Source organism: Capnocytophaga sputigena (assembly GCF_002302495.1).
GTDB classification, from domain to species: domain Bacteria; phylum Bacteroidota; class Bacteroidia; order Flavobacteriales; family Flavobacteriaceae; genus Capnocytophaga; species Capnocytophaga sputigena.
Genome location: NZ_CP022379.1, coordinates 397,994 through 421,439 on the forward strand (window position 1 = coordinate 397,994; position 23,446 = coordinate 421,439).

Here is a 23,446-nt window from a genome sequence, read left to right on the forward strand (position 1 = left end):
CCAAGCGTATGATTTCCGCTTATATTCCTTACTCCAATATTCGGTTTTTCTCTACGCTCATCACCGATTATATAGATGAGCAAGAAAAACTACGCCCTTTCTACAATCACTTTTCTTCAATAACAGAATTTGAAAAGCAAATAACTGAAAAAGAAGCTGATTTTAGTCAAGAAAAACGCAATGTTTTAGTAAGTAGCTTAAAAGCACAATACGCCGAGCTAAAAACGACCCCTAAAGTACTCAAAAATATAGAACTTTTAGCTCAAAGTAATACGTTCACAGTTACTACAGGACATCAGTTGAGTCTTTTTACAGGGCATCTTTATTTTATTTTCAAGATAATTTCAGTAATTAATACTGTTAGACAGCTCACTGAAAAGTACCCCAATAAACATTTTGTTCCTGTGTATTGGATGGCTACAGAAGACCACGATTTTGAGGAAATCAACCATTTTCACCTCAGCAATCGCACCATCTGTTGGAATAGCGACCAAACAGGAGCAACGGGCAACTTTTCCACCAATACACTCGAAGCGGTATTTCAAACGTTTGATAGAGCAATAGGATTGGGTAAAAATGCTGATGAATTGCGAGCTCTCTTCCGCGATAGTTATCTAAAAAACAATAATTTAGCTGAAGCTACTCGCTATTTAGTAAATGCCCTATTTGAAGATTATGGAGTGGTGGTAATCGATGGTAACGACAAAGCTTTAAAAAAGGAATTTATCCCCTATATAAGCAATGATTTGTTACACAGTGTTGCTCATCGTGAAGTAACTAAAAGTATTGAGGCTTTACAAAAGGTGAATAGTACTTATCCTGTGCAAGTAAACCCACGTGAGGTAAATATGTTCTACCTCACCCCTAACAGCAGACACCGCATCATACGTACCACCGAAGGTTTTGAAGTACACGATACAAATATTCGCTTCTCTAAAGAAGCTATTTTAGAAGAACTCAATACCTATCCTGAACGATTTTCTCCTAACGTTATCTTGCGCCCTTTGTATCAAGAGGTGATATTGCCTAATTTGGCTTATATAGGTGGTGGTGGAGAAATAGCTTATTGGTTAGAATTAAAAGGATTTTTTAATAAGGAAAAAGTACCCTTCCCCATACTGATGTTGCGCAATTCGGCAATGCTCGTTTCACAACGACAAGCTGAAAAAATTGAAAAACTACAGCTTTCTCTAAACGATTTATTCTTAAAACCAGAAGAGTTAAAGAATAAAAAAGTACGACAACTCAGTGAATTTCCTATAGATTTTACCCCTGAAAAGGAATTACTCCAAAAGCAATTCACTCATCTATACCAATTAGCTGAACGTACTGACATTACCTTTAAGAATGCCGTAAAAGCCCAAGAAGTCCGACAGTTAAAAGGTTTAGAAAAACTTGAAAAACGACTTTTAAAAGCCCAAAAAAGGAAGTTTAGTGAGGAATTAGAGCGCACTACTATTTTGCAAAGCGAACTATTCCCTAATAACATCTTACAAGAACGCTTTGCTAACTTCACCGATTTCTATTTGCTGAAAGGTAAGGAATTCATCCCTGAATTAGTAAAAGACTTCAATCCCTTTGATTTTAGATTTGTAGTCATACAATACTAACGATACAAAAAAAGACGCTAAAGAGCGTCTTTTTTTGTTATAAATAGGCATAAAAAAAGCTCCCTAATTTCTTAGAGAGCCTTTTTCACAATGCATATAAATACTACTACTAACTCCAAAATGAAGAAAATTTTTCTAATTTAGAAAAATGTTATTACTATTCAGTAATAAAGTTTTTTACATAAGATTTGTTTTAATGAGGATCACAATATTAATGTGATAATGTTTAATTTAGCATTTTCCTACTTAGTAAATAGAAAATTCCGTGCCAAACTCTTTACTTTATTCAAATATCCTCACAACTAATTGACTATCAACATAATGACTAGCAATAGCAATAATAACCTTTCAAAACTTACAATTAAAAAATGTATAATTATACATTTATCAACGTGTAGTTAGACACTTTATTACACTAAACAATCACCTTTGTCAAATACTCTTGGGTATTAGGTCCTTCGTGAAACAATAAATCCAATATTGATAAGTTAGGAATAAAACCATATTTATCTGAGAATATTTGATGATAGGGAGGCATTGTTATAGGGTATTCTTTTTTAGCGCTACTTAAAAAGCGATAGTCTTTTACTTCTTGAGGCTCGGCTTCATACCCTTTTGTCTTATCAAAATTGATATGTACGAAGAGGCACGCTAAAATAGTTTCTATTGTATCAAGATTAACATCAAGTAGGTAAGTATATTTTTTTTCAAAAATACGTGCCAAATCATCTTCGTAGTACTCAAAGTAGGGAGAAGTGCGATAGGCAGTTTCTAAGCTCTTCCAATGCAATCGTTGCCAAGGAAAATTATTTTCTACCTTTACATCTTTAAACAGCTGTCTGCCAGTATCCCCTCCTACGTGTTTGATAGGTAAATTAAGAGCTTGTTTACCATTCGCACCATAAATATAAGCCCTATTGCGCAAAGTTTGCTTCTGATAGTTATCTGAAACTTCTAACACACAAGGGTTATTCAATATCAAATGAAATTGAGCTATTGAAGGAAAATAAGTGGGGTGCAATAATACTTGTGTTACCATTTATTCTTTTTCTTTTTTCTTTTTCAGCAAACTATAAGCTAACCACAAACCGAGCAAAGCAAACACAATATAACGATACGATACGGGTTCTCCATTACCATTCACAGTGGTGAACAGACGATTCCAACGTATTTTCTTAAAGCCTGAAGCGTTTTGGTCTAAACTCATCCAAACGAGTACTGGTTTTCCTAATACGTGATCTTCAGGTACAAAGCCCCAAAAACGGCTATCTTCGGAATTATGGCGATTGTCACCCATCATCCAATAATAGTCTTGTTTAAAGGTATAGCTATCAGCTTTTTGTCCGTTGATATAAATCTCATTACCTTTTACTTCCAATTGGTTGTGTTCATACACGCTGATAATGCGTTTATACAAAGGTAAATTCTCAATAGTAAGTGTTACACTTTTTCCTTTAGCAGGGATGGTAATGGGACCGTAATTATCCTCATTCCAAGGGAATGCAGGACTATGAGGGAAGATAGCCTTGTTGTACACTCCAGCCTTATTCACATTGCGAGTTACAGATACAATATTAGGATTAGCAGCTAATGCTTTTGCCACATCGTCAGTAAGAGAAGAAAAAATATAGGTGTCGTTATTGATAGGATAAGCACGATCGGTCACACCAAATTGTTGGTACATAGCACTCCAAACTTCTTCTATAGAGTTAAACAAATTAGGCTGTGTCACCACTATATACGATGTTTGTAGTTTAGCACGTACAGGGTAAATTTCTTTTTTGCCATTGATCCATACATCACCATCTTTTATCTCAAGTACATCACCTGGGATAGCTACCGTGCGTTTCACATAATTTGATTTCTTATCAATAGGTTTATCAACGTGAATACCCGAATTATCGCGGAAGTATCTTACTGTATCAGTAGGCCAGTTGAATACAGTAATATCATTTCGTTGTACTTTTTGCAAAGCAGGCAAACGCAAATAAGGTAATTGTGGTGTTTTGATGTATGATTTTGTACCTATTACAGGAATAGAATCATGTACCATAGGTAATGATAAAGGCGTCATAGGTACACGCACTCCATAATGAAATTTACTTACAAAAAGAAAATCACCTACTAAAAGTGTTTTCTCTAAAGAAGAAGTAGGAATCATATAAGGTTGTATGAAATAGGTGTGAATACCTGAAGCTGCTACCACAGCAAAGAGTACAGCACTTACCCACGACGATACATTTTTCTTGATTACCTCTACATCCTTACCTACATATTGTGTAGAGGGCAAATAAGTTATGTAGGCAGCAAACAAGCCTAAAGTAACTATCGAAAGCAAGGTATAGCGTTTTTTGCGATAGTTAAACACGTGTAACCATTCGTAGGTCATCACTACTACCATAATATTGCCTATTACAGGTAAGTACAACAAGAAGACCCACCACCACGGACGTGAAATGATACGCAAAAAAATGACAGTATTATAAAAAGGTACAAAGGCTTGCCACGCTTTGTAACCTGCTTTTTCATAACCTTTCCAAAAAAATAGCCCATTGATGAGCTGTGCAATAATTAAAATGTATAAATATACCATCTTTAATTGTTATTATTAATTATTAATTGTTTTAAGAAAGCCGCTACCCCATCTTTAGTATGATGTAGTGTTATATGTTTGGCAACTGCTTTTACTTCTTCTCGTGCATTATCCACTGCGACCCCACAACCTACTCCTTTTAGCATTTCTAAATCGTTGTAGTTATCGCCAAAAGCAATTGCTTCACTTAGTGGCAAATGATATATTTCATCTAAAACTACCTTCACACCTGTGAGTTTAGAAATACTTATATCCGATACTTCTATATAAGTTTCTTTTGCACGATAAATTTGCATTGTGTGAGCATACTTTTCATTCAATAACTGAAACATTTGGTCTATAAGAGATTCTTCTCCCATCAACATTAGTTTATGAGCTCCATGTCCCGCTTGTTCCCATTGAGTAAGCACTTCGCGATTAGAACGCACTATAGGAGTTACTAATGTATTTCGTTCTTCTCGTTCTGCCCATTGGTCGTATTGAGGTACGTACCACTCATCATTATAATAGAAACTAATATGTATTTGTGATGAAAACTCTTGTTCATTTAGGGTAACAAGTTCTTCTAATATCTGGAGAGAGATAGCTGCAGAGTGCAACACTTTTTCTCCATTGAGTACCAACCCACCATTATAAGCAATAAGAGGTAACCCCATAATACCTAAATCTTTTTGTAAGTGGTACATTTGTTTGGGCATACGTGATGACACCAAAATAAAAGGGAGTTTCTCATTGAGTCGCTTCACCTCTGTAATAGTAGCTTGAGATAATGTTCGCAAACCACTTAAGAGAGTGCCATCAATATCCGAAAAGATAATTTTATACATTCTTTTAGTTAAAAGTTCTGAGTTTTTAGGTTGCAAAGATAATACCATTTTCTCAAAGAAAACTGGTTTATTCTAAAAAATTATTGAGTTCTTCTATTAAAGTTATTTTATTTTTATAAGGTTTTTAGTTATAGAATATTAAAGTATTGAGTAATTATACTCTATAATCATCTTTATCAATTACTTATTCCAAGTACATCACTCATTTCAAAGACGCCTTGCTTTCCTACGATCCATTCAGCTGCCAGCACAGCACCAAGAGCAAAACCATTACGATTGTGAGCCGTATGTTTAATTTCTATAGTATCCACCTCACTGCTATAAGTGATGATGTGAGTACCAGGAGTATTATCAATGCGTTTGGCTACGATAGGAATTTCGTTTTCCCCAGCGGTATCTAAATGCCAGCCAGTTTTATCTGTCTCTGCGATGATACCTTCAGCCAAAGTAATTGCTGTACCACTAGGAGCATCGAGTTTTTGGGTATGGTGAATTTCCTCAATAGCTACCTCATACTCCTTAAGTCCTGACATTAGTTTAGCTAAAGTTTTATTGAGAGCAAAAAACACATTCACCCCTATACTGAAATTAGACGCATACAAAAAAGCAGTTTGTTGTGCCTCACACAATGTAACTGCCTCATTATATTGGGATAACCACCCTGTAGTACCTGCTACCACAGGTACTTTATGTGTCAAACTATTGCTGATATTTGCAAAAGCACTATTGGGCGTGCTGAACTCTATAGCTACATCGGCTATAGTAATGTCGTAAGGTGTTTCAGCATTATCTATTTTCAAAACAATCTCGTGACCACGCGCAACAGCTATTTGTTCAATGGTTTTACCCATTTTACCATATCCTAATAAAGCAATTTTCATATAATTAATAAATTAATAGTCAATGTTTTATTTTCTTATTTTTTATCAAATACAACTCTTTTTAAAAGTCGCAACTGATGTGTATAATTTCTAAGTTCATTATTGAATATTCCTATATGATCGAAACGATCAATTCGCACTTTCCCAAAAGAATGAATAATTTTATTATCGCCTAACAGAATTCCTACGTGAATGATATTTCCTTCTTCATCATCAAAAAAAGCCAAATCGCCTGCCTCACATTCTTCTATGAAACTAATGAGTTCGCCGTATTTCGCTTGTTTCTCAGCAGTGCGAGGTAGATGTATATTGTTGAGTTTAAAAACCATTTGTACCAAACCAGAAGCATCTATGCCAAAAGGAGTTTTTCCTCCTGCCAAAAAAGGTACATTGAGATATTCTAAAGCAGTGGAAACTACCCCTTGATGAGGAGTTCTTTGGGTAGATTGAGAAGTGTGTAAAAGATGATTATGAGAGAAAGTTGCCCCTTTGGGTATGTGCAAAAAGAGATCATCTCCTGTTTTCAAACGGAGTTTAGTAAGCCATCGATGTGCGTATTTCTCTTTCTTTTTAAGGCATTTTTTGTAGTCCTTATCCGAAATTTCTGTAAACTGACTGTTATCTACCCAGCCTTCTACATTGTCGAATAACAAGCGCACATAGCTCCAATGTCCTTCTTTATCAATCACTTGTAGCAATTCACCGAATAGTAATTGCGTAATCATCTCGGCTCCTTCAAGGGGCTCTAAGCGTACTGGAACAACGCTCAAATGGCATATTCCATAAGGGGTTTCTAATATTTTCATACTCATCACGCGCGCAAAGGTACGAATAATTTGTCAATTAGCAAATTAGCAAACTATAGAATTAGTAAATATGATGATTCTACTACAAGAGTTCACCTTCTCTATCAAATATACTATTTAAGTTAAAACACACAATTAACAAAATTTTAACATCAACCATTTGGTTAATACAAACGTTTAATATAATTTTGCCCCCGAAATCAAACAACAATGAGTAACACTAAAGACACATCCACTGAAGATCGCATCAAAGTTGCTGCCCGCAAAGTTTTTCACCAAAAGGGCTATGCAGGCACTCGCACCCGCGACATTGCCGAGGAAGCAGGTATCAATCACGCGATGCTCAACTATTATTTCCGCAGTAAAGAAAAGCTCTTTGAGATTGTAATGATGGAAACAATGGGGCAATTCTTTAAAGGTGTAGGTGTTATCCTCAATGATGAAAGTACCTCTTTAGAGGAGAAAATAGAGCAAGTTGTGGCTAACTATATTGATTTGCTCTTGGAAGAACCTGACCTGCCAACCTTTATACTCAACGAGGTGCGTCCTAATCCGCAATTCTTTGTAGAGCAAAGTCCTATAAGAGAAGTACTTACTAACTCGGCGCTCACCCGTCAATACGCTGAAGCTGTAGCCCGTGGCGAAATCAGCGAGCCTAATTTAATGCACGCTATTCTCAATGTCATTGGGCTGGTGATATTCCCTTTTGTTGCTAAGCCTATATTAAGTGCAATTATCAACCTACCCGAGGAACAGTATAAAGCCTTAATGATTCAGCGCAAAACCCTTATCCCACAATGGATTAAAGCAATATTATTCCTCCCAAATAGGGCTGAATAAAGAGGAGATATATTTTTTTATCTATACCCTAACCAAATGGTTAAACACACTGTATAACGTAAACAACATCTATATATGAGATTTATAGCATTACTTTTACTCTTCCCCATCATAGGTATCGCACAAGAAACGATTACCTTGGAGGATTGCTATCGCTTGGCGCGAGAAAATTACCCTACTGTCAAAAAGCTCGATTTGGTAGCCAAAACCGAAGCTTACACCCTTGCCAATGCCAACCGTGCCTATCTCCCGCAGGTCTCTATCTTAGGGCAAGCCACTTACCAGTCGGAAGTAACCGACCTCTCCAAGTCTGTAGCGGGGGTACTTCCGTTACCGCCCAATGTTTCTTTGCCTACGATTGACAAGGAGCAATACAAAGTGGTGGGCGAGGTAAGCCAACTCCTCTATGGGGGTGGTGCGATTCACAGTCAGAAGGCAGTCGCCAAAGCCCAGAGTACTATACAAGCGCAAGCTGTTGAAACGCAGTTATACACCCTAAAACAGCGTGTGAGCAACCTATATTTTGGGGTGCTCCTAATTGATGCTCAGTTATCGCAAAACCGCCTCAATATCGAAACGCTTGAGTCGCAACTCAAAAAGGCGGAAGTAGCCCTAAAAAACGGCACGACCCTCCCCAGCAATGTCAATGAGCTCAAAGCCGAAATCCTCCGCGTAGCAATGCAGACCACCGAGTACGAAGCCGCCCAAGCTACCTACTTGCAAATGCTGTCTACCTTTATAGACAAAGAGCTCACCAGCGCTTCCCAGCTCACACAGCCTGCGCCTCAGTACCAGTCTCAAACCCTATCCACCGAAGTTTTTCGCCCTGAACTCAAGGGATTTCAGCTACAGGAATCGTTGCTCAAAGCCCAAGAAAAACAGCTCAACAGTGAATATATGCCCAAGCTCAGTGCGTTTTTCCAAGGCGGTTACGGGCGTCCCACGCTCAATATACTCAACAACCAAGCGGATTTCTACTGCATCACAGGACTCCGCTTGCAGTGGAATCTCAGTCCACTATACAACCTATCGAGCAAGAGACACATCTTGCGCCTGAATCGCGAAAGTATCGCAACCGACCGTCAAGCCTTCTTGCTCAACACAAAACTTGAACTTCCCCAGCAGTCCGAGCAACTCAAAAAGCTACAAAAGCTAATAGAACAAGATGAAACATCGGTAACCCTCCGCCAGTCCGTCGCCAAAGCAGCCGAAGTACAGTTAGACAACGGGGTCATCACTACCCACGAATACCTGCAGAAAGTCAATGCTTGGCATCTTGCACAACAAACGCTATCGCTTCACAAAATACAACTCTTGCAAGCTCAAGAGAATCATCAATTAATTATTGGACAGTCCTCCCCCAGCCCCTCCCAAGGAGGGGAGTTGTAGCGAGGCTAACAATAAAACAGAACAAGAATACCATTTACTGAATAACAACCCAATAAAAAGCACCCCTATCGCCTTTACGGCTTGCCCCCTCTCCCAAGGAGAGGGGGAACGGGGGTGAGGAACTAAAATGAAAAAGATAACACTCATCACCGCCCTTGCAGTCCTTATCGCCTGCAACAACAAACCTCAGTTCGACGCTTCTGGCAACTTCACTGCCGACGAAGTAATTGTTTCTGCCCAGCAAACAGGGCAACTCATCGCCTACGAGGTGGAAGAAGGCAAGACTCTCACCGAAGGACAAAAGGTAGGGCAAATAAACGTCGAAGTCCTCAAGATCCAAAAAGAGCAGGTCGAGGCTACCATTTCTTCCCTCAAAGAGAAGACCCTAAACCCTGCCGACCAAGTAGCACTTATCCGTAGCCAATATGAGGTACAGAAAGCACAACTCGAACAGCAGGAGCGCGAACTTACCCGTGTGCGACAACTCGTGGCAGGAGGCGCTGCTACCCAAAAGCAATTGGACGATCTCACCGCTTTAGTTGACCAGCTCCGCAAGCAACTTGCCGTTACTCAGAACCAACTCAAGGTCAGTCTCACCAACATCAACACCCAGAACCGCAATGTGCTCAGCCAAGAAGCTCCCTTGCAAAAGAATGCTCAGGCTGTTCAAGAGCAAATCAACCAAGGGGAAATTATCAACCCCATAGTGGGAACAGTACTCGTCAATTACGCTCTCAAAGGGGAAATGCAGACTTTTGGGAAGCCTCTCTATAAAATCGCTAATACCGATGTCCTAACCCTAAAAGCCTACATCACTGGCGACCAGCTGACCCAAATCAAGTTAGGACAGCAAGTTACCGTCCGTACTGATGCCGGCAAAGGCGAATATCGCACCTATCAAGGCGAAATCACTCATATATCTAATAAAGCTGAGTTTACCCCTAAAACCATACAAACCAAATCCGAACGTGCCAACCTGGTCTATGCTATCAAGGTCAAAGTAAAAAATGATGGTTATTTAAAGATAGGAATGTATGGGGAAGTGGTGTTTAAGTAAAAAATAAAAAGTGAAGCCACTGAATACGATGAAATAAGCAAACAAATTCATATATTTGCATTTTATTAGAGTATCACTTTTTTAATATATGTTGTTATGAATAGTTTAGTGTCATACGATAATGCTGTTAAGACAATAAAGACCGCTATCTTACAAGGGCAGTATGAAGCCGCAAAGGATGTAAACCGAGTACAACTTGTTTTGTATTTTGCTATTGGCAAATACCTATCACAGCACACCCGTAATCGCAGTTGGAGGGAAGGCGCCTTAGTGGTTATCAGTGATATGTACGGGAACGCTACTATATCAAGCTTATGGGAGTAGCTACCTATAAGACTTTGGACGATATGCCTGAAAAATTGCGCAAGGCTTTGCCTGATGTAAATAAAATGATAGAAATTTTAAAAAAGAAAGAATAATTGTTTAAGGATTTCTACCCCTAAACAGCCTTTCTTATCTAAAAAACACACTAATGAAAAAACGTCTTTTATACCTAAGTATCACGTTTTTATCCGCAGCCATACTCGCACCCATCATAGTAGTAATACGCACACTATACCCCAGTTACTACCATTCAACCCTTGGGATAATTCTATCCAAAGCCGTTTTTATTACAACTTATATCATATTTCCGCTATTTTTTATCTATCTAATAATAGCCGAAATCAACCTTAATTTTATGTACCAACACAGCCTTAGAAAGAGGCAACACAAGCGCACAACCAGCTTCAACCTATCGCTCATCACCTTAGCACTCGTGCTCCTGAGCCTTCTCGCCCGCCTCTTCCTCTAAGATTAATAACATATAAATTAAATTAGTAACAATTATAAAAAAAATATGATACGTAATTATTTCTACCTTGTAGTGGGAGTACTTTGCTTACTCTCTGCCGTTACTCACGAGATGAACGGATTCACAACCCTTTTCCCTGCCTTGTCAAACACCAACATCGATGCCGAAAGCAAGGTAACATTCAATTATCTTTGGCATATCATAGCCACCGAAAACGTGGTAATGGGTATTGCTTTAGTGCTTATAGCGCTGCGCAAAAACGACAACGCAGGCAAGTATATTGCTCAGTTTGTAATGGCTTTATTAGCAGTACGTTGGGCAAGTATTGCATTTAGTACCTTAACTGCCGATTGGGCTAACTTTACTAAAATACTTCCTGAAAGTATTATAATGTGGGTACTTATACTTGTATTGTGGTTAGGTACAAGAAAAAAAGAGGAAAAATAAAAAGAAAATCAATGTTCATTTGCCTTTGAAAAAAGGTTAATCACCACCACCCCAGCGATGATAAGCAGAGAACCCAATACAAAAGGCAAGTCTATTTTGTTCTTAAAAACAAGAATACTTACAATGGCTGTCAGTACAATCCCTACCCCCGACCAGACAGCGTAGGCTACCCCCAACGAAATATTCTTGAGGGCTAAGGATAAAAAATAAAAACAAACACCATAAGACAATAGTGAGCCTACAGCAAACAACCACTTGGTAAACCCTTCCGATTTACCTAAAAGAGCAGTGGCTAAGACCTCTAAAACAATCGCTAAAGTAAGGTATAGGTAATGCATATAAGTATAGTATCTAATTTCGTGGCAAAAATATAACAATTTTACTGAAAATAAAATTAAAACTCATAGAACACATAAAGCTTGTAGCTCATTGGCAAAATCGACAAATTAACAAATCAGAAAAATGAATAGTATTACCCAGTAATTGGGCTAACTTTAGTAAAATACTTCCTGAAAAGTATTATAATGTAGGTACTTATACTTCTATTGTGGTTAGGTACAAGAATAAAGAAGAAAAATGAAACCTTTATACTATGATTTACATTGAACAATATCAAACCCTTACTTCTATTCCCGAAAAACTCAACAGTGGGGATAAACTTATGACTCTTACCGAGGAAGGACTCTCGGTAAAGAACACAAAAACAGGTAAAGAGTACTTTATCAAAGGGGATGTGCTCCATTACGAAGAATCTCTAAATCACACCTACCTATGGTGTGCCCTATACAATGAAGATGAGACTTTTACTCTTATGGCTATTGATGAAAATGGCAAAACTATAGCCTCATTGGAGATGGAAGACCCTTTTGGTGCAGCGAGTTTATGGCTTACCCATCTGCCTAAAGAAAATGAAGTAACCATTTCCTTATTAGATGGTGCAGGTTGGTCAGAAAGTTACTATATTGCTTTGGAAGGTAATGAACTGAGAATCTATCAAAAACTGCCTGACAGCTACATATATATGTTTCCTCTTGGCAATCGTTCCCTTCTTACTAACTTTGATAACAGACTGATGTTAGCTTCCTATCCCGATTTTGAGATACTAAAAGAAAAACAACTCTCTGATACTGATGGTGAAGGTATACTTAATATATGGCAAGTAGACGAGCATTTTGGTATTTTCTCCAGTACACAAGGAATATGGTATGCTTTTAGTTTAGATACCCTTGAGATTATTAGTGAATGCGTGATAAAAGGTTATGAGCCTATTACAGAGGGAGAATACTATTACTCACACATTGCAGCTCTTATTCCAACACCTGATAAGTTCCTTTTCGAGCATTGGAGTTACCAAGATAAAAAAGAAGAAAGCCAATGGTTTGCTGTGGATAAAGCCTATTTATCTACCCTTATCCAAAAATACCTAAACTAATTGCTGGTGCTTTTCTTGTAGCTCGTGCCTACCAAGAAAAGAGTTTGTAGCTCATAACCAAATCAGTAAATCAAAAGATGAATAGCATCACTATACATAATCTCAACAAGTCCTACGGCGATATCCACGCCGTGCAACACCTTTCCTTAGAAGTTAAAAAGGGCGAACTTTTCGGGCTCATCGGTCCCGATGGGGCAGGCAAAACCACCGTCTTTCGTATGCTCACCACCCTCCTATTGCCTGATGAGGGTACAGCAAGCATCGAGGGCTGGGATATCGTTAAGGATTATAAAGAAATCCGCAAGCACGTGGGCTATATGCCTGGGCGCTTCTCTTTGTACCAAGATCTCACTGTCGAGGAAAACCTCTCCTTCTTCGCTACCGTTTTTGGTACGACTATCGCCGAAAATTACGACCTTATTAAGGATATTTACGAGCAGATAAAGCCGTTCAGCAACCGTCGCGCGGGCAAGCTCTCAGGGGGTATGAAGCAAAAGTTAGCCCTATGTTGCGCCCTCATTCACAAGCCCAAAGTCCTTTTGTTAGACGAACCCACCACGGGGGTAGATGTGGTTTCGCGCAAAGAGTTCTGGGAAATGCTGAAGAAACTAAAGGAGCAAGGCATCAGCATACTGGTTTCCACTCCCTATATGGACGAAGCCAGCCTGTGCGACCGCATAGCCTTAATACAATCAGGCAAGGTGCTTTCCACCAGCACCCCCGAGCAAATCATAGCCCAGTACCCCACCGCACTCTATGCTGTCAAGGATCCCAACCTGTACGCACTGCTGAAGCATTTGCGAGAGCACCCCGACATTGATAGCTGTTACCCCTTTGGCGAGTACCTACACATTACTGTCAAGGAAAACACCAACATTTCCATATTCGAGCAACAGCTGAAAACCACCTTCCCCCACCTCGAATGGGAAGCCATTACCCCCACCATCGAGGATAGTTTTATACGATTAATGGAGGGTGATGTAGGGGCGAATGGCAATTCGCCCTCACCTAATATCGACAATTGACAAATTGACAAATTAACAAATGAACGCAATCCACTGTCATAACCTAACAAAGCAATTCGGCGATTTCAAAGCCGTGAACAACATTTCCCTTACCGTTGAAAAAGGCGAAATCTTTGGTTTCCTCGGTGCCAATGGTGCGGGGAAAACCACTGCTATACGCATCTTCTGCGGACTCTCCTACCCTACTTCAGGCGAGGCTCAGGTAGCAGGCTTTGATGTCTATCGAGAGCAAGAGCAGATTAAAAAACACATCGGTTATATGAGTCAGAAGTTTTCGTTGTATGATAACCTCACCGTGCAGGAAAACATCACCTTTTACGGAGGCGTCTATGGCTTGAGTCGCAAGGAAATCAAAACCCGCAGTACCGACCTTATCACCAAGCTCGGCTTGGAGGCAGAAGCCAACAAACTCGTAGGTTCGCTACCTCTTGGCTGGAAGCAGAAGCTCGCCTTCTCGGTGGCTATCTTCCATCGTCCCGAAATCGTGTTCTTAGACGAGCCCACCGGTGGCGTAGACCCCATAACGCGCCGTCAGTTTTGGGATATGATATACGAAGCCTCGGCACAGGGCATCACTGTATTCGTTACCACCCACTATATGGATGAAGCCGAATACTGCCACCGCATCAGCATAATGGTAGACGGCAAAGTGGAAGCAATGGATACGCCCACCAACCTTAAAAACCAATTTCACACCGATTCAATGGACGAGGTGTTCTACCAACTCGCCCGTAAAGCAAAACGTTCAGCAGACTAAACAATGAAACAACTCATCGCCTTTATACGCAAGGAATTCTATCACGTATTCCGCGACCGTCGCACACTACTGATACTCTTTGGTATCCCCATAACGCAGATTATCCTTTTCGGTCAAGCCCTCAGCAGCGAGGTCAAGAACATCGGTATCGCTGTATTAGATGAGGCTAACAATACCTATAGCCAAAAAATCACACACCGCTTGCAGGCAAGTCCGTATTTTAAGCTAAAGGAGCCTCTGTACCATTACAATCAAGTAGAAGACCAATTTAAGCGTGGCACCATAAAAGCGGCGCTCATCTTCCCTCCCGATTTCGGCAAAGACCTCTACACCTCGAGTGGTACCTCACTACAACTCATCACCGATGGTAGCGACCCCAATACGGCTAAAATGGTGCAAAACTACTTCTCAACTATGGTAGCGAGCTATCAGCAAGAGCTGAATCCTACTGTACAACTACCCTACCAGATAACCGTTCAAAACCGAATGCTGTACAACGAGGAGCAGAATGGCTCTATGAACTTCGTCCCTGGGGTGATTGCACTCGTCTTTATGATAGTGAGCACTGCCCTCACCTCGGTAGCGGTGGTGCGCGAAAAAGAGTTAGGCACTATGGAAATCCTTTTGGTATCGCCTTTCAAACCTATAATGATACTCATTGCCAAAGCCGTGCCTTACCTTATTCTCTCGCTCATCAACTTCACCGTGATACTCCTGCTATCGGTCTATATGCTCGATGTCCCGATACGTGGCAATTTGTTGCTGCTGTACGCCGAAAGCACCTTGTTTATCATCATCTGTTTGTCGTTGGGGCTACTCATATCCACCGTTACTGCCTCACAGCAAACGGCTATGCTCATCGCTATGATGGGAATGATGCTCCCCACAGCTTTCTTTACCGGCTTTATGTTCCCCATAGAGAATATGCCTCTTATCTTTCAGGGAATATCCAAAGTCTTCCCCTCTAGTTACTACTACGCTATCGTAAAGAAAGTAATGCTCAAAGGATTGGATTTCACTTATGTATGGAAAGAAACGCTGATATTAATAGCAATGGCGGTAATTTTCTTAAGCCTTGCAATGAAGAAGTTTAAGATTAGATTACAATAAAGAAGAAATGAAAGTATTAAGCTTTATACTACAAAAAGAATTTAAGCAGATATTCCGAGATAAGACGATCTTGGCAATGATGCTTGTGGCACCTATGATGCAACTGATTATACTGCCTTTGGTTGCCAATTTCGACGTGAAGAATATCAACCTTGTGTATATCGACCACGACCAGAGTCCGTACTCGCACGAGCTCATACAGAAGATTACTGCGTCAAGGTACTTTAAGCTTGTAGATGCTCCTTTCTCTTATAAGGAAGGTATCGCCCTGATAGAAGACGGCAAAACTGATGTAGTTTTGGAAGTCCCCGAAGGTTTTGAGCGCAACCTCGTACGCGAAGGAAAGCAACCTCTCGGTGTCTCTATCGATGCCATTAACGGGAGTAAGTCGTCGTTAGGAGGGGCTTATTTGCTTTCGGTGATACGTGACTTCAACACTCAGCTCGATGTAAATGTAAAAACACCTCAGCGCATAGGTAATGTAGCCAAAATCGGGGGGGAGAGTACCCATTGGTACAATCCCTATATGCAATACACGCGCTATATTGTTCCAGGCATTTTAGCTATATTACTCACCATTATTGGGGGCTTTCTTTCAGCTCTCAATGTAGTTAAAGAAAAGGAAATAGGTACTATCGAGCAGATTAATGTAACACCTATCAAGAAGTGGCAGTTTATCTTGGGCAAGCTCACTCCTTTTTTGGTAGTAGGGTTAATCCTCTTTACCTTGGGGCTTGTGGTGATGTATGTAGTCTATGGTATCTTCCCCGCAGGGAATCTACTCACCTTATACGCCTTTGCGATAATGTACCTTATCGCAATTCTCGGCTTCGGACTGCTCGTCTCCACTTATGCTAATTCGCAGTTGCAAGCTATGTTCATCGCCTATTTCTTTATAATGATATTCCTACTGATGAGCGGTTTCCTCACCAGTGTAGACAGTATGCCGGAGTGGAGCCGACAGGTGAGTAATGCCATTCCAATAACCCATTTTGTCAATGCAATGCGACTTATTGTGCTCAAAGGCAGTAGTTTTGCACAACTCAGTACTGAGTTCTTGTATTTAGTAGGCTTTGCAATACTGCTGAACAGCTGGGCAATTTGGAACTATAAGAAAACGAGTTAATTACGAATAACGAATTACAAATGACGAGTATACCTTTCATATTCAAATAGGTAATATTCTTCATCTGAAAAATACTGATAACACCCTTTAGTTTCGTTGTTATAACCTATATCCCAACCTACAAATTCAGTTTCACATTGCGCTATCTCGTTAAGGAAAAATGAAGACACTTCAGTTAAGCACAATCTTATACCAAAATCGTGGAATGGAAGTATAATTACATCACCTACTGTAGTAATAGATTGTATTTTAGAGAGCATCCATTCTTTCTTTTTAACTGAAGTTAGTTCTTCATTCAACAACAACCTATCATTATAAGGGGTATTGTTCTCATATCGTATAGCCTCTCGTACAAAATCATAAAAAGATATTAGCGTTTCGGCATTTACCAATCCTAATACTTCACAGTAAGGATTAGCTTTATAAGAAATTATTTTTGCTTTTTGAGCGAGTTCCTTTTGCTTTTGCTCAATACGATCTTGTAACATCTGAATATATCAATTTTATTTAAAAAAAAGGAAGAATTATACGACAAACAATAAAGGTAATGGCATAAAATAAAGGAGGAATGAACATCAATAGAAATCCTTTTTCTGTTTTAAAAATTCTTTCATAATAGTTTATCACAAGCACATTTAACAAAAACACAGCATAGTTGACAAAAGTTTCATAAAACTCCATAATTTGCACAAAGAGGTGGTGGTAACTTACGGGCTTCCTTTCTGTAGCAACACCTATGAGTTTAGGCCTATCAGAAAAACTTGTCTTATAGACAAAATCATCTTCTAACTCATAATAGGTAATTTTATCTCTAAACTTTATTTCAGGAATGTCTACAAAGTTGAACTTTTTTAACCTTAAACTAATGTCCACATCACCCTCTATGCTAGGCTCTTCCATTTGTTTTACCTCCTGTTCTGAAGCCAAATAAATATTTAAATTTTTCTTTTTCCCCATTCCCCAGTACTCATATCCCTTTACCCAACCTGTTTTTTTAGGTAGGGAATCAAGGTTGTCTAACACATTAAAAGTCTTATAAAGAATGAAAATATTGGGCAAACAGAAAATAATAACAACAAGATAGATAAGTAGTTTTTTCATTCTTATTTTTAACTTTTGAAATTACTCATTCCACTTTCTAGCATTGATGCTGTCCAATAGCGGTTGGAAACCGTCAGCGAGGTCGAACTGAGTGCCTATAGCATCAAAAATAGCATCTTGAGTAAGTACCCATTGTGGTACCTCGTCTGGAATTTTGCCATCGTTGCTATCGAAATAGTCTTCACGCCATTGAGGGCTGTCGTAATACGCCTCCAAAGCCTCATACTCGGGTTGTATGGCTTTCCATTCTTCTAAAAGAGTTTCAGCTTTGCTAAGAATACCCTCTAATCGTAAGAGGATATCGTTCATTTTGTGGATGTTTTCGTATCGTTTATTCATTTTAATATTATTTTTAGCTATATTCTCAGACTCATTATTTCTATATCACAAAAAGGCTATTTAAAAAGTCTCAAAATCGTATTTGTATCGCTACACTTTGCCAAAGTTTTTAGACTTTGGCAAAGTTAAACCTAAAAAGAACACATTTTCTTATTAAACTCATATTAAAAACTAAATTTCAGGAAAAATAATCTCTTTAGGAATGAAACTATAGTCTTCTTTATTGATAACTTGAACCTCTTTTAAGTAATTTTCTTTAGAAAACTTAAAACAATAAGGTTTGTCCCTCAAAAAATCCCATTGAACAATAGCTTCTGAATGTGTTATCTTAATTGTTGCCCATCCTCCATCGTCTGCAACACCACAAGCACAAGTAAACAATAGATATTCATCACTTTGTAAGCTACTTTTGTATAATTCAGTGGGGACTATCAGTATATCTTCAAAATCAGGATAAGTAGCTATATCCTCATCGTCAATGAAAAGCTGTAGATAACTACAATTTTCAAAACGAATACTATCGCGAATAAGGTATTCATCTTCTTTTAGTGTAACTACATTGATTTTGAGTCTATTCATTTCTTTTATTTTAACAAATGTACATTCTGATATACTTTTCTAATCTCGTCTCTTACTTCCATTAGCGCAAAGCCCAAGAGGTTCTTGCCACGCCACGAAGCGATGTTATGTGCTTTCTCATTGTCTTTCCCCAAGCCTATCCCCCAAATGGTATCCATCGGACTTGCTTCTACTAATATTTTATCACCGGTAGAGAGCAAAAAGTCCATCATTTCCTTATTCTGAGTGAATTTGTAGTAATTTCCATTCAGTACAATGCTGTATTTGGCTCTGTCCCACACCTGAGGGTCAAAGTTGCGCACTTTTCTTCCCAAGGCTTTCATCAGTTTAGGGTCGGAGGTGTTCATTATTTCTTCCTCCACCTCTTCATCACCAAACAAACGCGCTTTTTCAGCCATCATATACTGCTCAGCACAATAATATTTATCACCATCTACAGAAAAAGGTGAGGGTTGCCATTGTGAAAAACAAGATTCATCTACTACCTCTGTATTGGGCTTCCAAAAGAAAACAAACTTGAGCTTCTTTGGCGAATTGATAAAGGTCGCTTTAGAATATTTATAAGCACCTTTGGGTTGCCAAATCGGAATTCCTTCGTAGTAATAATCCTCCTCGTCATCTATATCTTGGTCATCCTCTTCCCATCTGTTGTAATGCCAAAAACAAGGATACGGAAAAAGTGCTTGGTACTCTTTTTGTTGTGCTGGGGTAAGGGACTCATACCAGTCCCAAAACTTGGATTTATAATCTTCGCCAGCGCCCATACGCCAGCCTATCGTAAATTCAGTATAAGCAGGGAACGCAATCCACTGCGGTGCCATATAATTCATAACTAAACTATTAATTATTAATGATTAACAATGGGGCAAAAATAACAATAATTAGTCAATTAGCCAACTTTCTGATTAGCAAATTAGTAAAAATTTGTCATTCGTTATTCGTATTTCACAATTATTTTCTACTTTTGCCTCACCTAAACCCTAATACCTGAAACTTAACACCTAAACTATGGCAGCACATAATGATTTTGGAAAAGAAGGCGAGCAAGATGCTGTAAACTTCCTTATAGAAAATGGTCATACTATTTTAGAACGCAATTTTAGATTCGGTCACGCCGAGATTGATATAATTTCTCGAAAGGACAATATTTTGCACATTGTAGAGGTAAAAACGCGTAATTCAAGTGCTTATGGCGAACCCGAATCGTTTGTGAACCAACAAAAAATCGACCTTTTAGTAAGAGCAACCAACTACTATCTGGAAAAAACCGATTTAGATTTAGAGGTTCAATTTGATATCATTTCTATTGTAAAAAACAATGTTGAGTTTACTATCAATTATATTGAAGATGCTTTTTACCCATTCTAAAAATGTTAAATAAATATAATTTTTTACCCTATATTGTTATAGAATTATTTTTTTTTAGTACTTTTGTAACAATTTTAAACCTCAGCAAAATGAAAACAGTAGCCTCAGCCGTTGAACAATACATCAAATCAAAACCTTTTTTGCAAACTGCCCTCTCTCAAGGGATTATCAACCTCACGTCGCTCGCAAGGGTGATTCGCAAAGATATACAAAGCAAAACTACTACACGCGAAGTCCGTAATGGGGCTATAGTAATGGCTCTCAAACGATTATCGGTAGATATGGAGTTCCGTTCTACGCATCGTATCGTAAAAGTATTAAAAAATATAGGCGATATTATCGTTCGATCAAACCTTATTGACTATACTTTCTTACTATCCGATACTTTTATGAACAATCAGGCTGAATTGCTTCAAAAGATTCAAAACAACAAAGATGTGTTCTATGCTGCTACTCGTGGGGTAAATGAAACAAATCTCATTGTAAGTAGTACAATGGAGAGTATTGTGGAAGATATTTTCAAGAAAGAACGCTTATTGCACAAGTTTCCTAATTTAGGGGCTATCAGTGTGAAATTACCTGAAGAAAATATTTCGGTACCAGGAATTTATTATTTCATCTTCCAGCGTTTGGCGTGGGAAGGTGTGAGTATGAACGAGGTAATTTCTACTGCAAATGAGTTTACTATAGTAATTCCTGAATACCACGTGGACATTGCTTTTAAAGTGATTAAAGATTTAAAATTATTATAAAAATAAATGGTTAGAGTTAGATTTGCTCCAAGTCCTACAGGAGCATTGCATATCGGAGGCGTACGTACCGCCTTATTCAATTATTTATTCGCCAAAAAACACGGTGGCGACTTTTTGCTTCGCATTGAAGATACCGACCAAAATCGCTATGTACCAGGCGCAGAACAGTACATTATCAACTCACTCAATTGGTTAGGGCTTACCTACGACGAGGGGGTAGGCAAAGAGGGCAAACACGCCCCCTACCGCCAAAGTGAACGCAAGCCGCTGTACAAACAATACGCTGATGCTCTTATTGAGAACGGTTGGGCGTATTACGCTTTCGATACCGCTGAGGCATTGGATAACGCGCGCAAAGAGGCTGAAGCCAAAGGGGAAACCTTTATATACAACTGGGCGACACGCGATACTTTGCAAAACTCTCTATCGCTGAGTGCTGAAGAGGTACAACAACGCCTACAACGCGGTGATGAATATGTAATTCGCTTCAAAATGCCCCACAACGAACAATTGAAAATGAACGATATGATTCGCGGGGAAGTAACTATCGATACGAGTACCTTAGACGACAAAGTGCTCTTCAAAAGTGACGGAATGCCTACTTACCACTTAGCAAACATCGTAGACGACCACCTTATGGAAATTACTCACGTAATACGCGGTGAAGAATGGTTGCCTTCTATGGCTTTGCACCTAATGCTCTACCGCGCTTTTGGTTGGCAAGCTCCTGCTTTTGCTCATTTGCCTCTTATCCTCAAACCTGTAGGGAATGGCAAACTCAGCAAACGCGATGGTATCAAACTCGGTTTTCCTGTCTTCCCAATGGATTGGACAGAGAATGGCGAAACGCTAAAAGGATTTAGTGGAGAAGGTTATTTTCCTGAAGCTCTTATCAACTTTTTAGCACTTTTAGGGTGGAATCCAGGGAATGATGAGGAGATTTTTTCAATGGAACAACTCATTCAACTATTTGATTTAGAAAAAGTACACAAGGCTGGGGCTCGTTTCGACCCTGAGAAAATCAAATGGTTCAACCACCAATATTTGCAAATGAAACCCAATGATGAATTGGCTACCCTTTTCCAAAAAGACCTTACCGAAAGAGGTGTAACTGCCCCAATTGCTACAGTAGAAAAAGTAGTTGGACTCATCAAAGAGCGCGCTTCCTTTGTAAGTGATTTCTGGGAACTCTGCAAATTCTTCTTTGAAGCACCTACCCAATACGACGAAAAGGCTATTAAAAAACAATGGAAAGAACAAACTCCTACCATTGTGAAAGAAGTAGCGGAAGTGATCCAAAATACTGCTAATTTTACTTCAATTGCCTTAGAAGAGGCGGTAAAGCAATATATGGAAACAAAGGGCTTAGGCTTTGGTCAAGTAATGCCTCCATTGCGCTTGGCGTTAGTAGGTGAACTCAAAGGTCCTCACGTATTTGATATTATAGAGGTTATAGGTAAAGAAGAAACACTACGCCGTTTAGACGCAATTCTTTCTGCTGAAAAATAAAAAAATGAAATAATTTTTCACTTTTTATTTGGTAGTTAGAAAAATATTCTTACCTTTGCCCCATCAAATAGAACAATATTATATGACATTGTACACTTTAAACATAATGACGATGTGTTGCACACTCAATTTGAGCAGTGCAAGGCTCGTTATTTCTTAAAGATATGTCAGTTACTATATTTTAACAAACGAAATAACAACCCCCACTGCTTTATAAAGGTAGTGGGGGTATTTTTTTATAACGATGACAAAAATAAATTGTACTGAGAGTCTCATCAACGAACTCTATCGCGAAAGTAAAAACATCAAACACCACGTAAGCAAACAGCGTATTACACGCTTTGTAAACGACCTTTTTCAGTTCTTATTTCTTATTGACGAACGCACCTGCTTATCAAAAGTGAGTATAGAAGCCCGCTATGAGGAATTGCGTTGGGATTTTATCAATATTGTAGACGATTTTCTACAAAACGAATCTCAAAAAGCAAAAACAACCGATTATTACGATTGCATTTTGCCTAATATCTATCAGCAATTGCGAGAAGATGCTCAGTATTTTATCGATAGCGACCCTGCAGCAACTTCTATCAGAGAGGTACAAATCACCTACCCTGGTTTCTTTGCTATTATGGTATATCGCATTGCTCACGAATTGTGGTTGCGCAAAGTACCTCTCTTGCCGCGTATGCTCACTGAATACGCTCATAGCAAAACGGGTATCGACATTCACCCAGGGGCAAGCATCGGAGTCCCTTTTATGATTGACCACGGTACAGGTATTGTAATTGGAGAAACTACGATAATAGGAAACTATGTAAAAGTATATCAAGGAGTTACCTTGGGGGCTCTCTCAGTATCAGTAGATAAAGCTCATACCAAGCGCCACCCTACCATTCAGGATAATGTGGTGATATACTCTGGTGCTACTATTTTAGGTGGTGAAACCGTAATAGGACACGATAGTATCATCGGCGGAAATGTATGGCTCACCAATAGCATCGAACCTTTTACTAAGGTTTTCCACAAAAGTCAGATTATTGTAAAGGACAACGAAGTATATGAAGAACCGATTAATTTTGTTATCTGATTCCTAAACACGTAACTA

The 23,446-nt window shown here is 39.1% G+C and carries 27 protein-coding genes; 16 read left to right on the top strand and 11 right to left on the bottom strand.

Annotation, left to right across the window (positions count from 1 at the left end; genetic code table 11):
- Window positions 1-8 precede the first annotated feature (8 nt).
- On the top strand, window positions 9-1,610 hold the full coding sequence (gene bshC, locus CGC57_RS01950) for a bacillithiol biosynthesis cysteine-adding enzyme BshC (RefSeq protein ID WP_095897745.1): 1,602 nt from the start codon (window positions 9-11) through the stop codon (window positions 1,608-1,610).
- 415 nt (window positions 1,611-2,025) lie between these two features.
- On the opposite strand, the gene CGC57_RS01955 is transcribed toward bshC, so the two are convergent.
- The 5 genes from CGC57_RS01955 to CGC57_RS01975 all read right to left on the bottom strand — a co-directional run bounded on the left by CGC57_RS01955 (window position 2,026) and on the right by CGC57_RS01975 (window position 6,723).
- On the bottom strand, window positions 2,026-2,649 hold the full coding sequence (locus CGC57_RS01955; protein WP_095897746.1) for a WbqC family protein: 624 nt from the start codon (window positions 2,647-2,649) through the stop codon (window positions 2,026-2,028).
- Window positions 2,650-4,203 (bottom strand): signal peptidase I, encoded by a 1,554-nt coding sequence (lepB, locus tag CGC57_RS01960; protein WP_095897747.1) that lies wholly within the window; start codon window positions 4,201-4,203, stop codon window positions 2,650-2,652. It abuts the gene before it with no gap.
- 2 nt (window positions 4,204-4,205) lie between these two features.
- On the bottom strand, window positions 4,206-5,030 hold the full coding sequence (locus CGC57_RS01965) for an HAD family hydrolase (RefSeq protein ID WP_095899442.1): 825 nt from the start codon (window positions 5,028-5,030) through the stop codon (window positions 4,206-4,208).
- A 176-nt stretch (window positions 5,031-5,206) separates the two neighbouring features.
- A complete protein-coding gene (dapB, locus tag CGC57_RS01970) occupies window positions 5,207-5,911 on the bottom strand; it encodes a 4-hydroxy-tetrahydrodipicolinate reductase (protein WP_095897748.1) in 705 nt (234 codons plus the stop codon).
- A gap of 35 nt (window positions 5,912-5,946) precedes the next feature.
- The gene (locus CGC57_RS01975) at window positions 5,947-6,723 is read right to left on the bottom strand and encodes a C40 family peptidase (RefSeq protein WP_095897749.1); all 777 of its coding nucleotides are present in this window, start codon (window positions 6,721-6,723) and stop codon (window positions 5,947-5,949) included.
- Between the two features lie 204 nt (window positions 6,724-6,927).
- On the opposite strand from CGC57_RS01975, the gene CGC57_RS01980 reads away from it, so the two are divergent.
- From CGC57_RS01980 to CGC57_RS02000, 6 genes are all read left to right on the top strand, one after another.
- Entirely contained in the window at window positions 6,928-7,557 is a 630-nt protein-coding gene (locus CGC57_RS01980; RefSeq protein ID WP_095897750.1) for a TetR/AcrR family transcriptional regulator, read from the top strand.
- A gap of 75 nt (window positions 7,558-7,632) precedes the next feature.
- A complete protein-coding gene (locus tag CGC57_RS01985) occupies window positions 7,633-8,946 on the top strand; it encodes a TolC family protein (RefSeq protein WP_095897751.1) in 1,314 nt (437 codons plus the stop codon).
- Window positions 8,947-9,073: 127 nt separating this feature from the next.
- Window positions 9,074-10,003 carry an HlyD family secretion protein gene (locus CGC57_RS01990; protein ID WP_095897752.1) on the top strand — a complete coding sequence of 310 codons (930 nt, stop codon included), beginning with the start codon at window positions 9,074-9,076 and terminating at the stop codon, window positions 10,001-10,003.
- Between the two features lie 96 nt (window positions 10,004-10,099).
- Complete coding sequence (locus CGC57_RS01995; RefSeq protein ID WP_040361770.1) at window positions 10,100-10,327, top strand: DUF1016 N-terminal domain-containing protein; 228 nt, start codon at window positions 10,100-10,102, stop codon at window positions 10,325-10,327.
- Window positions 10,328-10,475: 148 nt separating this feature from the next.
- Window positions 10,476-10,796 carry a hypothetical protein gene (locus CGC57_RS12855; protein ID WP_123862248.1) on the top strand — a complete coding sequence of 107 codons (321 nt, stop codon included), beginning with the start codon at window positions 10,476-10,478 and terminating at the stop codon, window positions 10,794-10,796.
- A gap of 45 nt (window positions 10,797-10,841) precedes the next feature.
- Window positions 10,842-11,243 (top strand): hypothetical protein, encoded by a 402-nt coding sequence (locus CGC57_RS02000; RefSeq protein ID WP_095897753.1) that lies wholly within the window; start codon window positions 10,842-10,844, stop codon window positions 11,241-11,243.
- A gap of 8 nt (window positions 11,244-11,251) precedes the next feature.
- Here CGC57_RS02000 and CGC57_RS02005 read toward each other — a convergent pair whose 3' ends face one another.
- The gene (locus CGC57_RS02005; RefSeq protein ID WP_095897754.1) at window positions 11,252-11,581 is read right to left on the bottom strand and encodes a DMT family transporter; all 330 of its coding nucleotides are present in this window, start codon (window positions 11,579-11,581) and stop codon (window positions 11,252-11,254) included.
- Window positions 11,582-11,835: 254 nt separating this feature from the next.
- On the opposite strand from CGC57_RS02005, the gene CGC57_RS02010 reads away from it, so the two are divergent.
- The 5 genes from CGC57_RS02010 to CGC57_RS02030 all read left to right on the top strand — a co-directional run bounded on the left by CGC57_RS02010 (window position 11,836) and on the right by CGC57_RS02030 (window position 16,693).
- Window positions 11,836-12,675 (top strand): hypothetical protein, encoded by an 840-nt coding sequence (locus CGC57_RS02010; protein ID WP_095897755.1) that lies wholly within the window; start codon window positions 11,836-11,838, stop codon window positions 12,673-12,675.
- Window positions 12,676-12,752: 77 nt separating this feature from the next.
- On the top strand, window positions 12,753-13,700 hold the full coding sequence (locus CGC57_RS02015) for an ABC transporter ATP-binding protein (RefSeq protein ID WP_095897756.1): 948 nt from the start codon (window positions 12,753-12,755) through the stop codon (window positions 13,698-13,700).
- Window positions 13,701-13,719: 19 nt separating this feature from the next.
- Window positions 13,720-14,457: an ABC transporter ATP-binding protein gene (locus tag CGC57_RS02020; RefSeq protein WP_095897757.1), complete on the top strand. Its 738-nt coding sequence runs from the start codon at window positions 13,720-13,722 to the stop codon at window positions 14,455-14,457.
- A 3-nt stretch (window positions 14,458-14,460) separates the two neighbouring features.
- On the top strand, window positions 14,461-15,567 hold the full coding sequence (locus CGC57_RS02025) for an ABC transporter permease (protein ID WP_095897758.1): 1,107 nt from the start codon (window positions 14,461-14,463) through the stop codon (window positions 15,565-15,567).
- A gap of 7 nt (window positions 15,568-15,574) precedes the next feature.
- Window positions 15,575-16,693 carry an ABC transporter permease gene (locus CGC57_RS02030; protein ID WP_095897759.1) on the top strand — a complete coding sequence of 373 codons (1,119 nt, stop codon included), beginning with the start codon at window positions 15,575-15,577 and terminating at the stop codon, window positions 16,691-16,693.
- 14 nt (window positions 16,694-16,707) lie between these two features.
- Here CGC57_RS02030 and CGC57_RS02035 read toward each other — a convergent pair whose 3' ends face one another.
- From CGC57_RS02035 to ybiA, 5 genes are all read right to left on the bottom strand, one after another.
- On the bottom strand, window positions 16,708-17,181 hold the full coding sequence (locus CGC57_RS02035; protein ID WP_095897760.1) for a hypothetical protein: 474 nt from the start codon (window positions 17,179-17,181) through the stop codon (window positions 16,708-16,710).
- Between the two features lie 19 nt (window positions 17,182-17,200).
- Window positions 17,201-17,794 (bottom strand): hypothetical protein, encoded by a 594-nt coding sequence (locus CGC57_RS02040; RefSeq protein ID WP_123862249.1) that lies wholly within the window; start codon window positions 17,792-17,794, stop codon window positions 17,201-17,203.
- Between the two features lie 21 nt (window positions 17,795-17,815).
- Complete coding sequence (locus tag CGC57_RS02045; RefSeq protein WP_095897762.1) at window positions 17,816-18,133, bottom strand: DUF4298 domain-containing protein; 318 nt, start codon at window positions 18,131-18,133, stop codon at window positions 17,816-17,818.
- Window positions 18,134-18,304: 171 nt separating this feature from the next.
- Window positions 18,305-18,712, bottom strand: a complete 408-nt coding sequence (locus CGC57_RS02050) for a hypothetical protein (RefSeq protein WP_095897763.1) — start codon at window positions 18,710-18,712, stop codon at window positions 18,305-18,307.
- A gap of 5 nt (window positions 18,713-18,717) precedes the next feature.
- The gene (ybiA, locus tag CGC57_RS02055) at window positions 18,718-19,542 is read right to left on the bottom strand and encodes a riboflavin biosynthesis intermediates N-glycosidase (protein ID WP_095897764.1); all 825 of its coding nucleotides are present in this window, start codon (window positions 19,540-19,542) and stop codon (window positions 18,718-18,720) included.
- Between the two features lie 178 nt (window positions 19,543-19,720).
- Between ybiA and CGC57_RS02060 the strand changes: the two genes are divergently transcribed.
- The 4 genes from CGC57_RS02060 to CGC57_RS02075 all read left to right on the top strand — a co-directional run bounded on the left by CGC57_RS02060 (window position 19,721) and on the right by CGC57_RS02075 (window position 23,428).
- The gene (locus CGC57_RS02060) at window positions 19,721-20,080 is read left to right on the top strand and encodes a YraN family protein (protein ID WP_002681532.1); all 360 of its coding nucleotides are present in this window, start codon (window positions 19,721-19,723) and stop codon (window positions 20,078-20,080) included.
- An 89-nt stretch (window positions 20,081-20,169) separates the two neighbouring features.
- Entirely contained in the window at window positions 20,170-20,832 is a 663-nt protein-coding gene (locus CGC57_RS02065) for an aspartate kinase (protein ID WP_095899443.1), read from the top strand.
- Between the two features lie 6 nt (window positions 20,833-20,838).
- Window positions 20,839-22,341: a glutamate--tRNA ligase gene (gltX, locus tag CGC57_RS02070; protein ID WP_095897765.1), complete on the top strand. Its 1,503-nt coding sequence runs from the start codon at window positions 20,839-20,841 to the stop codon at window positions 22,339-22,341.
- 244 nt (window positions 22,342-22,585) lie between these two features.
- Window positions 22,586-23,428, top strand: coding sequence for a serine O-acetyltransferase (locus CGC57_RS02075; protein WP_095897766.1), 843 nt, complete (start codon window positions 22,586-22,588; stop codon window positions 23,426-23,428).
- The last annotated feature ends 18 nt before the right edge of the window (window positions 23,429-23,446 follow it).